Genomic DNA, 12060 nt, shown 5'->3' with positions numbered 1-12060 from the left:
TACCACTGGTGTAAATTTTCTCTTTTTGACTAGTCCTATTTATATGCTAACATCACCTCGACACGGTTTCCCTTATGAAATTCTACCATCGCATTCCGTTCTTTCTGGTTCCCTTCAATCTTCATGTTATTATAGCGCCTCCATTTCAACTATTCCTCATTTTCTGATAAATCCCGATTTATTAATTTATTCTAACACAAAATATAAGTGGTTTGTAGAGAGGAAATATATCGTGTTTAGTTTTCATACAAAAAATTTGTAACACCATCATATTACCAATTTGTAAACGTGATTCTTAGTTTAACCGTTTTAGTGCCAACTCACTGTATGCGTTTTGTAAAAGAAGTTGTTAGTTTAAGGAAAATGTGGTCATTTCACTAAATCACTTTTCTAAAAGAAGCTCTTAGTTTAAGAAAAACGAGCAAACGGACATAAAAAAAGACCAACAATGGAAGTTGTTAGTTTTGGAGAGACAGTGTGCTTAGTTAAAACATTCTTAGACTAGTTTTAGACTAAGTTACCCAGTCTTAGTTTAACGATTTTGAGCACTTTTATCGGAATAGATTTCTAAATACATTTTATAGTTTCACATAAAGAAACCATTCAATGCGAAAAGGAGATAAAAGCGCACGCCTAAGTTTCATAAAAGAAACGAAAAAAAGGGAAAGCCGTTAAGCTTTACCCGTTACTAGTTTTGTCTATACATCAAATGTCATCGTTAAACTATAACATGCATATAGAAACTAAGCCGTGCATTTAGCGAGACAGAGCACAAATCGTTAAAGTAAGAACGGATAATACTCACTTGAAACGGTAAAACTAAAAACGGGTAACATAGTCTAGGATTAGACTAAAAAAGCAGTTTCAATTTAGTCATTATCTAATTTTTATACACTTTTCCATCCTCAAGATGGCACGATTAACTTAATTCTGTAACTTCCAAGTTATATTCCTCCATGTCTAATCGCACCTTAACTTTATATATTACAAACCATTTGGTTGATAAATTCAATCCTGGCATATTTCCACCATGTAAATTTTCTAAAAATGACAAAAACCCCCTGTATTGCTGCAAGGTGCTAATGATTATAAACTATTCTTCAATTTAATAATTCTTTCTTCAATTTCACGAATCACTTTAATAAAATCCACATCATCTTTTCCTGTAGGGTCATCTAGTCCCCAGTTATCATCAAAAGGTCTACCGATAAAAGGACATCCAACATTACATCCCATTGAAATTACGATGTCTACGTCTGGGATATCTGTAATTAACTTGCTGTATTGACCATTTGTTTCCATATCAATTCCATAGAGTTTTTTCATTATACGAACAGCATCCTGATTGATTTGTGGCTTTGTTTCTGTCCCGGCAGAATAGCTTTCAAACACATCCGATGCTAGATGTTTCCCAAGTGCCTCGGCAATCTGACTTCTACAGGAATTGTGAACACAGATAAATGCTACCTTTTTTCTTCCATCTATCATTTCTTAAACCATCCTCTTGTACTATTGGCAACCTTTACAAGCGCAAGCATAACAGGAACTTCTGTTAATACACCTACCGTTGTTGCAAGTGCAGCCGGACTCGTTGTACCAAATAATGCAATAGCTACGGCTACAGCTAACTCAAAGAAGTTTGATGCCCCTATCATTCCTGCCGGTGCTGCTATATCATGTGACAATCCAAATATCTTTGATGCTGAATAAGCAATAAAGAAAATAAGAACAGTCTGAACCGTGAGCGGTACTGCTATCAACACTATGTGCAAAGGATTTGATAAGATAACCTCTGTTTGTGATGCAAATATTAAAACCAAAGTAAGAAGCAAGCCAACTGTAGTTGCGTTATCAAACTTATGAACAAAAGTGTTTTCAAAATACCCTATTCCTTTATTTTTAACTACAACTATTCTTGTTAATACACCCCCAACAAGTGGAATCACCACAAACAGAATCACACTGATAAACAATGTTCCATAGGGTACTGATACATTTGATACTCCAAGCAAAAATTTTACAATTGGCACAAATGCAATCAGTATGATTAAATCGTTCGTTGCTACCTGTACCACAGTATAAGCAGGATTTCCTTTTGTAAGAGTACTCCATACAAATACCATTGCTGTACATGGTGCTGCTCCAAGAAGCACTGCTCCTGCAAGATACTGAGTAGCAAGTTCTGGTGCAATAAATCCTTTAAATACTGTAAACAAGAACAATGATGCAATTCCATACATGGTAAATGGTTTTATTAGCCAATTTGTAATCCATGTAATGAAAAGCCCTTTGGGATTCTTTCCCACTTGTTTAATACTCTGAAAATCCACTTTAAGCATCATTGGATAAATCATAATCCAGATAAGTATTGCAATCGGAATAGAAATCCCAGATATTTCAAGACTACCGAGTGCATTAGGTATGGCCGGTAAAAGCTTACCAATGATTACTCCGACTACCATACATATAAATACCCAGATTGTAAGATACTTTTGGAAAAAATTAATTCCTTCACTCTTTTTCTTTGCCATTAAAATCCCATCTTTCCAAGCAGCTTAATTACTTCACAGCTCTTTAATACCTTACCCATTGAAGCAACTGTTTCATTCACAACAATGGCAGGCATACTCATAACACCGTAAGCCATAACCTTTTCCATATCTGTGATATATTCTACTTCAATTTCTAACCCTAGTTCTTCAATGGCCTTTTTAACATTTTCATACTGATCATGACAGCTTTTACACCCAGCACCAAGCACCTTAATGCTTGTAAGCTTATTATCTCCACCACAACAGTTATTTACCTTTTGATTGCCACAGCAACATGATGATGCTTCATAAGTAGCTACTTCTCCATTGCAAGCACAAGCTGGCTCTATCTTAACTTCTTCTTTTTTCTTTCCTAATCCAAATAATGACATAATCTTTTCCTCCTGTTAAATAAGTAAATATTGAAATGCATTAAATGCATAACCAACAATAATAATTCCTACGGTACAAATTCCAATGAACAGACCTAAGAGTTTTGGTTTGATTGCCTTTTTCAGCATAATCATGGATGGAAGAGACAGTGTGGTTACTCCCATCATAAATGACAACACAACGCCCAATCTTGCACCTTTAGCAAGCAGTGCTTCTGCAATAGGAATACATCCAAAGATATCTGCATACATCGGAACCCCTGCAATTGTAGCAATAATGACACCAAATGGATTACCAGTACCAAGAAATCTCACTATGATATCTTCTGGTATCCAGTTGTGAATAAAGGCTCCTATTCCAACACCAACAAGAATATATGGGAAGACTTTTTTAAATGTTTCAACAACCTGCTCCCACGCATATTTCATTCTGTCTATAACCGTTAGTTCTTCCAATGGAATATCGATTTGCTTTGCATTTCTTATAAATTCTTCTACCTGATTTTCAAGGTGAAGTTTTTCGATAAGTGTTCCGCCTGCAACTGCAATCACAAGACCGAGCAACACATAAACTACTGCCACTTTCGTTCCAAAGATACTCATCAATAGCACCAGCGACCCAATGTCTACCATTGGAGATGAAATAAGGAAACTGAATGTAACTACTATTGGTAATCCAGCACTTGTAAATCCAATAAAAAGAGGAATGGAAGAACAAGAACAAAAGGGAGTAACTGTTCCTAGTAATGCTGCTAAGATGTTTGCACCAATTCCATGAAATCTTCCAAGTATTCGTTTAGTTCTTTCTGGCGGAAAATAACTCTGAATATAACTAATGATAAAAATCAGCACACAAAGCAAGAAAACAATTTTTATCACATCATAGATAAAAAACTGAACACTGCCTCCAATCTTCCCGGATGTATCAAGACCAATAGAGTATAAGAACTCTCCAATCAATAAACTAAGCCATTTCATTCCTAAAATTTGATCTTGTATGAATATCCAAATCGTAGTCAAAAATTGCATATCTAGCCTCCTATTAGTTTTATAGTTTTACATATATCAATGTTTTCGTTTAAGAGAAAGGCAATCTTACCTGATTGCCTAATGTATATATTATTCGCACTTATCGCAGTTGCATCCACCATCTGAATCAATGGTTTCAACATAATGAGAAAACATATCCTTAAAACGGTTTTTCCCTTCCTCTGAAATTGAGTAGTGCATCCATCGCCCATCTTTTCTAGAATCGACAAGTCCACAGTCGCAAAGCAATTTCATATGATGAGAAAGAGTTGATTGGGTAATGGATAACTCTTCAAGTATAACACAGGCACATTTTTCTCCATGATGCAAACATTCCAAAATACGAAGTCTGTTTTCATCTGCCAAAGCCTTAATCATACGAACATCTTCTTTATAACTCATAGTATCCATTCCTTCCTGTAAAACTATACTTAGTCTATCCCATACATTCACACTTGTCAACATATCGAACTATAAATTTTCTATGAAAAAAAAACCTTCCGTAACTTAGAAAAAGTCACCTGATATGGAATAGTAATTCGATTCTTCTTAGAACTTTTATAAACACAAAAGCTGAACAAATAGGATTTTTCTTCCTACCTGTTCAGCTCTTTGTTTACCTATGGAAGCTCTTAGTTTAAGGGAGACGTGTTAAATCACTGTTTCACTTTTCTAAAAGAAACTCTTAGTTTAAGAAAAACGAGCAAATGGACATAAAAAAGACTAACAACGGAAGTTGTTAGTTTTGGAGAGGCATCACATAAGTTTCATATAAAAAAAGAAAAAAAGCGGGTAAATTGATGAGGTTTACCCGTTACTAGTTTTGTCTATACATCAAAAAATTTCTTTGCGTTGTTATAGAAAATATCTTCTAAGCCCTGTTCATCAACACCACACATTAATACTTTTTGCATCTCAACTGTAGGATGATGGAAAGGAGCATCCGTTCCAAATAGGATACGATCATGGCCAACCGTATCATACGCTTCTTTAATTTTTGTATGCATAGGCATACCCGACATTTCCAAGTAAATATTTGGATACCGTCGAGCCATTTTTAATGCTGCATCAATATAAACTCCATGACCATGTCCCATATGAATCATTAGTACTTTACAATTTGGATGTCTTTCAGCAAGTAATCCAATTTGCCAAGGAAGTGAATAAGGAGGATGCCCCGAATGTATACAAACAGGAATTCCATATTCTTCAGCTTTATCTAATACAGGATCTACAATTTCACTATCCGCACAATACGCATGGCGTAACGGCTGAAGCTTAATGGCTTTAAAACCAAGCTTTACATATTTATCAATCAAATCTAAACAATTTGGCTCTAAAGGATTCACATAGACACACCCTTCAATACGACCTGGATATTTCTGCATAGCCTTATATGCTTCTTCATTATCCAAAACACAAATCATTGTCGTTTCAATTTCATATGTATCCATCAATGAAATCAATTCATCGGCATCCATTTTTACATTGGCCCATCCACCGATGTAGCCTAAATGTGCATGTGCATCGATTTTTTTCATGCGACAACTCCTTGTAAAGATAGCACTTTAGATTTGGCTAAGATATTGGCAACAATCGCATAAATAACAAGTCCCATAATCGTTTGAGCTAAAAGTCTAGGTACAGACGCAAAGGCGACTGCTGCTGTAAATAAAGGAATCTTAAATAGTGTATAAGCGAAACATTGAAACAAACCACCAAGGCTAGCTCCAACAATCCAATCTAATTTTTCATTGTTTCCCTTTTCAAGTACAACACCCATAATATATCCCATAATGAATTTAAAGATAAATGTAGGAAGCACCCAAATCATGGCTCCAGTCAATAAATCACTTAATGCGGCTCCTAAGCCTGCAGCTAAAGCCCCGTCTTTTTTACCTAAAACTAGCACCGCAAGAAATGCCATACAATCTCCCATATGTGTATATCCACCAGTTGCAGGATTTGGAAGTTTAATTGTGAATGTACATACAAAGATCAATGCGATCATTAAAGCTGTTTTTGCGATTCTTTTTGTCGTTTCATTTGTCATAATCATTTCTCCTTTTTAAAACTTGTCCCTATATTATCATTTCGCTGTATTCTTTAAAATGTACAGTTTTAACTTAGTTTTAAGGGACAGTAATTTAAGAAACATTTAAGGATTACATGCTTTCATAAACACATGAAAAAATTATTCATAACACTTCTACTTACATAACGATATTACCGTTTCTGCCAAAAGCACAAAACAAACCATTATGATCGATGCCGTTCATGGAGGATATGATGTAGGAGCTGAAAGCAACTATGGCGATTATGAAAAAGATATCAATTTAGATATCGCATTACTTGTTGGAAAACAACTGAAATCATATGGCTATAAAGTTGTATATACACGTACAAGTGACTCTGTTTCATGGTCAAATGATAATAAAGAAAATTTACAAACGCGTTGTGATTTAGCCAAAGAAAAAGAATGCCGATCTCTTTGTATCCATACATGTAAACTCAAGTGAATATGAAGCCAATGGATATGAAATCTATTGTGATTTCAACAATAAGAATACGGTGAAATTGTTCAACTCCATTCTTAAACAACTCGATAAACTCGATTATTCAATCAATCGAGGACTATTGGACACAAACGAAACACCATTGTATGTCATTGCCAAGGGCATCAAAAAAGTCTGAACTAAATCAGACTTTTACTTTGCGAACTGAGCATTATACAATCTAGCATAAACTCCATTCTTATTTAACAATTCTTCATGACTACCATGTTCAACAATATCCCCATGTTCAAGCACAAGAATCTTGTCTGCATTGATAATAGTAGATAAACGGTGTGCAATCACAAAACAAGTACGATTTTCCATAACTCGATCCATTGCACCTTGAAGACGTCTTTCAAGTCTTGTATCTACACTACTCGTAGCTTCATCTAAAATCAAGACTTCCGGATTTTTTAATAGAGCTCGTGCAATCGTTAATAATTGTTTTTCCCCTTGACTCACATTACTTCCCTCTTCATTGATCAAAGTATCATAGCCATCGGTTAAAGTACGTATAAAGTGATGGACATTGGCTTGTTTTGCGGCTTCTACAATTTCATTCTTTAACGCCTTCTCATTTCCATACGCAATATTTTGTTCAATACTTCCCTCAAACAACCACGTATCTTGTAGAACTAACGCAAATAATTTTCTTAATTCATGATATGACAATTCTCGAATATCAATACCATTAATTTTAATACTTCCACCCTTTACATCATAAAAACGTAGTAATAAGTTTGTCAATGTTGTCTTACCTGCTCCTGTAGGACCTACAATAGCGATGGTTTGACCTTGATGTACATCAATATTAACATCCTTCATTAATAGATTATCATCATATCCAAATTGTACATGATCAAATTCAATAGTGCGAACTTCATCAATTTGACATTTGGATATAACATCCTCTTCAATTGGTTGATTTAAGAAAGTGAATAAACGAGACATGGCACTAAAGGCAGATTGTACTGCACTTGATAATTGAGATATTTGAGAAATTGGATCGTTGATTTGCCAAATATAACGAATAAATGCTTGTAGTTGCCCTAATGCGATAGTTCCATTTAATACTTGAAGACAACCAACAAGGCTTGCACAACCAATACTTAAATAGGTAATCAAAGAACATAATGGATTGATCAAACTTGATACAAACTGCGCCTTAAAGCTAGATACACGCATTCTTTCATTATCTTTTTGAAATCTTTCTAAAGCATGTTCTTGTTGATTATAAGAAAGAATCTCACTATATCCATCATACAATTCATTGATGGTACCATTCAAATCGGCTAATGTATTTTGTTGATCATCAAATAGAGGCTGTGATTTCTTAACGACAAATTTTGATAAGAGCGCAATAACAGGTAATGCCACTAAAATGATACACGTCATTAGTACATTGATTCTTAACATCATGAATAGCACAAAAGTGAATGTACATATAGCTGAAATTACTCGTGATAAAGTTTGTTGCAACGCATTCGATAATGTATCCACATCATTTGTGATTCGTGATAATAACTCTCCCGTTTTTTCTTGATCAAAATAAGATACAGGTAAATGATGAATTTTATTCTCAATCGCATTGCGCACATCAAACATCGTCTTCTGAATCGCGTCGGTCATAAAAACAGCCATTAAAAATTGAGATATTGTCTTCACAATATAGATGGAAAATAAGATACATAAGATATGTACAACTTTATCTACCTGAATTGGTTGATGCGCTGAAATATCTGCAGCTAATTGCGTGGTGATCATACCTTCAACAGTCGGATTTAAGGCAAAAGTCACTTGGGCTGTAATAACCATTAAAATTCCAAATAACAATTTAAAGCGATATGGCTTTATAAACACAAACAGATGAGATAGACATTCAGTAAACTTCATTTTCTTAGTTTCTTTCATAATCATCCAACTCCTTTTGTGTTAATTGTGAATGAGCAATCTCTTGATACACACTACAATCCTTTAACAATTGTGCATGTGTTCCCATTCCAATAATCTGACCTTCATCCAAAACAATGATCATATCCGAATCCATGATGGTAGAAATTCTTTGGGCAACCACAAAGAAAATCGCATTCTTTACTTCAGGTTTCAATGCCTTTCTTAATGTTGCATCCGTTTTAAAATCTAAAGCACTAAAACTATCATCATAAATATAAAGGGATGGCTTTTTTAAGATAACACGAGCAATCGATAACCTTTGTTTCTGACCACCCGAAATATTCGTTCCATCCTCTGCAATTTCATCTTCATACCCATGCTCTCTTGTCGAAATAAAATCGCTAGCTTGCGCAACCGTTGCTGCATGAACCATCTCTTCAACACTAGCCTCAGGCTTACCAAAACAAATATTCGATTGAATACTTCCCTTAAACATATGTGCCTTTTGTGCAACGTATCCAATTTGGGCACGTAAACTCTCTAAATTATATTTACGAATATCAACACCATTGATTTCAATCGATCCACGACTTACATCATAAAATCGATTCATTAATTTTACTAATGTACTCTTACCAGATCCTGTACTTCCAATCACGGCGATCTTTTGACCTTTTTGACATACAAAATCAATATTTTTTAAAACGGCCTCTTCTCCATTTGGATACGAGAACGTAACATCTTTAAAACTCAATGTTTGAATAGATTCCAATTGAATAGAATTTTCATCATTGACAATACTTGGTTTTGTATCTAAAACCTCCAGAATACGCTTAGCCGATACATTCGCTCTAGGATACATCATAAACACCATACAGAAAATCAATACAGACATCATAACATGGAATAAGTATTCTACAAAGGCCACTACATTTCCTAAAGTGATGGCATTTGTATTTAATAAAGTACAACTTAAATAATATACAATGACTGTAGCGATATTCATCAAAAAGAAAAAAGATGGTTCTGTACAAGACATCAATTTAAATAATTTTGCACTTTGATCTCGATAGAAATCATTTTCATTAGAGAAACGTTTCTTTTCATACTCTTGTTTATTAAAAGAACGAATAACGCGAATTCCAGTAATATTTTCACGCAAAATTTGATTAATGTGGTCAATCGACTTTTGTTGATTCTCACTCAATGGTTCACTTACTTTGGCAACAATGATCACGCCCAAAATAACAACAGGAATCGTAGCTAAGACTACATAAGATAGTTCTAAAGAGATTTTTAAAATTAACATAACCGAAACACACATCATAACCGGTGTTAATAATGCAGATTTTAAAATCACATTTAAAAATAACATAATTTGATAGGCATCATTATTTGTACGTGTAATCATACTGGATACACCAAATTTTTCCATTTCAGCAGCCGAGAATGCTTGTGCATGTTCAAAAACGTCATTACGAATATCACGCGTAATATTTGTCGATATTTTTGAGCAGCAATAGCCAAGTAGCACAACCCCACTTACACCAATCACACTAATGAATGCCATCAATACAAAACGACTATATAAATAAGTTGTATCTTGTGTTTCAATACCATGATCAATCATATCTGAAATGATAGTTGGAATTCCAAGTTCAACAAGGGCAAAGCCAAATACGCTTATAAAATCCAACAAGAACCATTTTTTATATTTCATTAAATATTTCCATATAAGCTTCATAAATTCCCCCTACAAAATAAAAGGGGTTCAATAGAACCCCCGAATTAATTATTCACCTAATTTAGTTTTAACTGTTTCTAAAACTTCATCAGCAGTGTCTTTATTTAAGCATTCTTGAGCTAATCCTTGCATTTCTTCATAGCTTAAAGATTTAACAACCTTACGAGCCTTTAAAATTTGAGTAGCACTCATTGAGAATTCGTCAAGACCTAAACCTAAAAGAATTGGAACTGCATGTGGTTCACCAGCCATAGCTCCACACATTCCAACCCATTTACCATGTTCGTGAGCACCTTTGATTGTGTTAGCAACTAAACGTAATACACTTGGGTTGTATGGTTGATACAAGTATGAAACGTGTTCAGACATACGGTCAGCAGCCATAGAGTATTGGATCAAGTCATTTGTACCAATTGAGAAGAAGTCTGCATATTTAGCAAATTGATCAGCAAGAACTGCAGCAGCAGGAATTTCAACCATCATACCTACTTCAATGCTGTCACTAACTGCAACACCTTCAGCGACTAATTCAGCCTTAACTTCTTCAAAAATTGCTTTCGCATCACGGAATTCTTTAACTGTAGCAATCATTGGGAACATAATGCAAAGTCTTCCGTATACAGATGCACGGCATAATGCACGTAATTGAGTTTTGAAGATATCTGTTTCTTTTAAGCAAAGACGGATTGCACGATATCCTAAGAATGGGTTCATTTCTTGTGGGAACTCATAGTAAGATAAGTGTTTATCTCCACCAATGTCTAATGTACGTACAACAACTTTTTTACCTTGCATACCTTCTAATACTTGTTTGTATGCTTCAAATTGTTCGTCTTCTGTTGGGAAGTGATCTGAATCCATGTACAAGAATTCTGTACGGAACAATCCGACACCTTCACCACCATTAGTCAATACACCTTCAACATCTTTGAATCCACCGATGTTACCAGCAAGTTCAACTTCGTGTCCATCTTTAGTTACTGATTTTTCGTTTTTCAATACTTTTAATTCTTCTTTTTCTTTTAAGAATGCTTCAGCCTTAGCTTCATATTTAGTAATTGTTGCTTCATCAGGATTGATTTCAACAACACCATCTAATGCATCTAATGCCAAAGTATCACCAGTCTTACATGCATCACATACACCAGGGCATCCTACAACTGCAGGGATTTCCAATGAGTTAGCCATGATAGCTGAGTGAGATGTTTTACCACCGATTTCAGTAGCGAAACCCTTAACAAATTCATTTAACTGAGCTGTATCGCTTGGAGTCAAGTCGTGAGCAACGATGATTGAATCTTCTGCAATGCTTGTTAAATCAGGAATTGTTAATCCTAATAAGTTACATTTTAAACGGAAAGTAACGTCTTTGATGTCAGCTGCTCTTTCACGGAAATAATCATTATCCATGCTTTCGAACATTTCAACCATTTGATTAGCTACTTGTTCAGTCGCATATTCAGCATTAACGCCATCATTTTCGATCATGGCTTTAATTTGACCAGCTAATTCAGGGTCACCAGCCATCATTAAGTGAGCATCAAATACAGCTAATTCTTCGTCACTTAAACGTTTAGCTGCTCTTTCTTTTACTCCTTCGATATCTTTTTTAGTTTTTTCTAGAGCATCTTCGAATTTTTTAACTTCTTCTTCAGCTACTCCTGCTTTTTTTTCAATAACAACTTTTGGTGTTTCCAATTTGTAAACTTTAGCTACAGATACACCAGCACTTGCTGCTATCCCTTTTAACATGATAAATTCCTCCTAAAACAAGCGAAAAACGCTTTCATCTACAGATAAAATTTTAACACTTTTTTTTCAAAGATACAAGAAAGTAGGCGGCAGAGTTTAAATTCTGCCGCCCCTTATCAAACCATACGTGCCCTATTAAGGCATACGGCTTACCAATGTGAGTT

At 34.8% G+C, this 12060-nt stretch carries 12 protein-coding genes; 2 read left to right on the top strand and 10 right to left on the bottom strand.

The genetic code is table 11. The features are described 5' to 3' along the window. Positions 1-1086: 1086 nt before the first annotated feature. The 7 genes from KTQ83_RS09620 to KTQ83_RS09590 form a co-directional block, all read right to left on the bottom strand. Complete coding sequence (locus KTQ83_RS09620; RefSeq protein ID WP_186998764.1) at positions 1087-1488, bottom strand: arsenate reductase ArsC; 402 nt, start codon at positions 1486-1488, stop codon at positions 1087-1089. Next, complete coding sequence (gene arsB, locus KTQ83_RS09615) at positions 1485-2531, bottom strand: ACR3 family arsenite efflux transporter (protein WP_217256658.1); 1047 nt, start codon at positions 2529-2531, stop codon at positions 1485-1487. The genes KTQ83_RS09620 and arsB overlap by 4 nt, the downstream gene beginning before the upstream one ends. Next, on the bottom strand, positions 2531-2923 hold the full coding sequence (locus KTQ83_RS09610) for a thioredoxin family protein (protein ID WP_117925659.1): 393 nt from the start codon (positions 2921-2923) through the stop codon (positions 2531-2533). Before KTQ83_RS09610 ends, arsB begins: the two co-directional genes overlap by 1 nt. A 15-nt stretch (positions 2924-2938) precedes the next feature. Then, positions 2939-3952, bottom strand: a complete 1014-nt coding sequence (locus KTQ83_RS09605) for a permease (protein ID WP_217256657.1) — start codon at positions 3950-3952, stop codon at positions 2939-2941. Between the two features lie 90 nt (positions 3953-4042). Further along, on the bottom strand, positions 4043-4417 hold the full coding sequence (locus KTQ83_RS09600; protein WP_244975831.1) for an ArsR/SmtB family transcription factor: 375 nt from the start codon (positions 4415-4417) through the stop codon (positions 4043-4045). Positions 4418-4779: 362 nt separating this feature from the next. Further along, complete coding sequence (locus KTQ83_RS09595) at positions 4780-5493, bottom strand: amidohydrolase family protein (protein ID WP_217256656.1); 714 nt, start codon at positions 5491-5493, stop codon at positions 4780-4782. Further along, the gene (locus KTQ83_RS09590) at positions 5490-6005 is read right to left on the bottom strand and encodes an ECF transporter S component (protein WP_117572765.1); all 516 of its coding nucleotides are present in this window, start codon (positions 6003-6005) and stop codon (positions 5490-5492) included. The genes KTQ83_RS09595 and KTQ83_RS09590 overlap by 4 nt, the downstream gene beginning before the upstream one ends. A gap of 208 nt (positions 6006-6213) precedes the next feature. On the opposite strand from KTQ83_RS09590, the gene KTQ83_RS09585 reads away from it, so the two are divergent. Both KTQ83_RS09585 and KTQ83_RS12740 read left to right on the top strand, forming a co-directional pair. Further along, positions 6214-6471: an N-acetylmuramoyl-L-alanine amidase family protein gene (locus tag KTQ83_RS09585; protein ID WP_186998759.1), complete on the top strand. Its 258-nt coding sequence runs from the start codon at positions 6214-6216 to the stop codon at positions 6469-6471. After that, positions 6452-6646: a hypothetical protein gene (locus KTQ83_RS12740; RefSeq protein WP_186998790.1), complete on the top strand. Its 195-nt coding sequence runs from the start codon at positions 6452-6454 to the stop codon at positions 6644-6646. The genes KTQ83_RS09585 and KTQ83_RS12740 overlap by 20 nt, the downstream gene beginning before the upstream one ends. A 14-nt stretch (positions 6647-6660) precedes the next feature. Here the strand turns inward: KTQ83_RS12740 and KTQ83_RS09575 are convergent, their stop codons facing one another. From KTQ83_RS09575 to ptsP, 3 genes are read right to left on the bottom strand one after another with little or no spacing between them, the layout of a single operon-like run. Then, entirely contained in the window at positions 6661-8424 is a 1764-nt protein-coding gene (locus KTQ83_RS09575; RefSeq protein ID WP_217256655.1) for an ABC transporter ATP-binding protein, read from the bottom strand. Then, the gene (locus tag KTQ83_RS09570) at positions 8405-10144 is read right to left on the bottom strand and encodes an ABC transporter ATP-binding protein (protein WP_217256654.1); all 1740 of its coding nucleotides are present in this window, start codon (positions 10142-10144) and stop codon (positions 8405-8407) included. Before KTQ83_RS09570 ends, KTQ83_RS09575 begins: the two co-directional genes overlap by 20 nt. Positions 10145-10192: 48 nt before the next feature. Further along, positions 10193-11896, bottom strand: a complete 1704-nt coding sequence (gene ptsP / locus KTQ83_RS09565) for a phosphoenolpyruvate--protein phosphotransferase (RefSeq protein ID WP_217256653.1) — start codon at positions 11894-11896, stop codon at positions 10193-10195. Between the last annotated feature and the right edge of the window lie 164 nt (positions 11897-12060).

The sequence above is a fragment of the Holdemanella porci genome, from assembly GCF_019052655.1.
GTDB classification, from domain to species: Bacteria; Bacillota_I; Bacilli_A; order Erysipelotrichales; family Erysipelotrichaceae; genus Holdemanella; species Holdemanella hominis.
This window is presented reverse-complemented; position numbering and strand designations above follow the sequence as displayed.

Coding starts and splice junctions, on each gene's coding strand:
- KTQ83_RS09620 (WP_186998764.1), bottom strand. CDS start 1,488: ATGATAGATGGAAGAAAAAAGGTAGCATTTATCTGTGTTCACAATTCC.
- arsB (WP_217256658.1), bottom strand. CDS start 2,531: ATGGCAAAGAAAAAGAGTGAAGGAATTAATTTTTTCCAAAAGTATCTT.
- KTQ83_RS09610 (WP_117925659.1), bottom strand. CDS start 2,923: ATGTCATTATTTGGATTAGGAAAGAAAAAAGAAGAAGTTAAGATAGAG.
- KTQ83_RS09605 (WP_217256657.1), bottom strand. CDS start 3,952: ATGCAATTTTTGACTACGATTTGGATATTCATACAAGATCAAATTTTA.
- KTQ83_RS09600 (WP_244975831.1), bottom strand. CDS start 4,417: ATGTTGACAAGTGTGAATGTATGGGATAGACTAAGTATAGTTTTACAG.
- KTQ83_RS09595 (WP_217256656.1), bottom strand. CDS start 5,493: ATGAAAAAAATCGATGCACATGCACATTTAGGCTACATCGGTGGATGG.
- KTQ83_RS09590 (WP_117572765.1), bottom strand. CDS start 6,005: ATGACAAATGAAACGACAAAAAGAATCGCAAAAACAGCTTTAATGATC.
- KTQ83_RS09585 (WP_186998759.1), top strand. CDS start 6,214: ATGATCGATGCCGTTCATGGAGGATATGATGTAGGAGCTGAAAGCAAC.
- KTQ83_RS09575 (WP_217256655.1), bottom strand. CDS start 8,424: ATGATTATGAAAGAAACTAAGAAAATGAAGTTTACTGAATGTCTATCT.
- KTQ83_RS09570 (WP_217256654.1), bottom strand. CDS start 10,144: ATGAAGCTTATATGGAAATATTTAATGAAATATAAAAAATGGTTCTTG.
- ptsP (WP_217256653.1), bottom strand. CDS start 11,896: ATGTTAAAAGGGATAGCAGCAAGTGCTGGTGTATCTGTAGCTAAAGTT.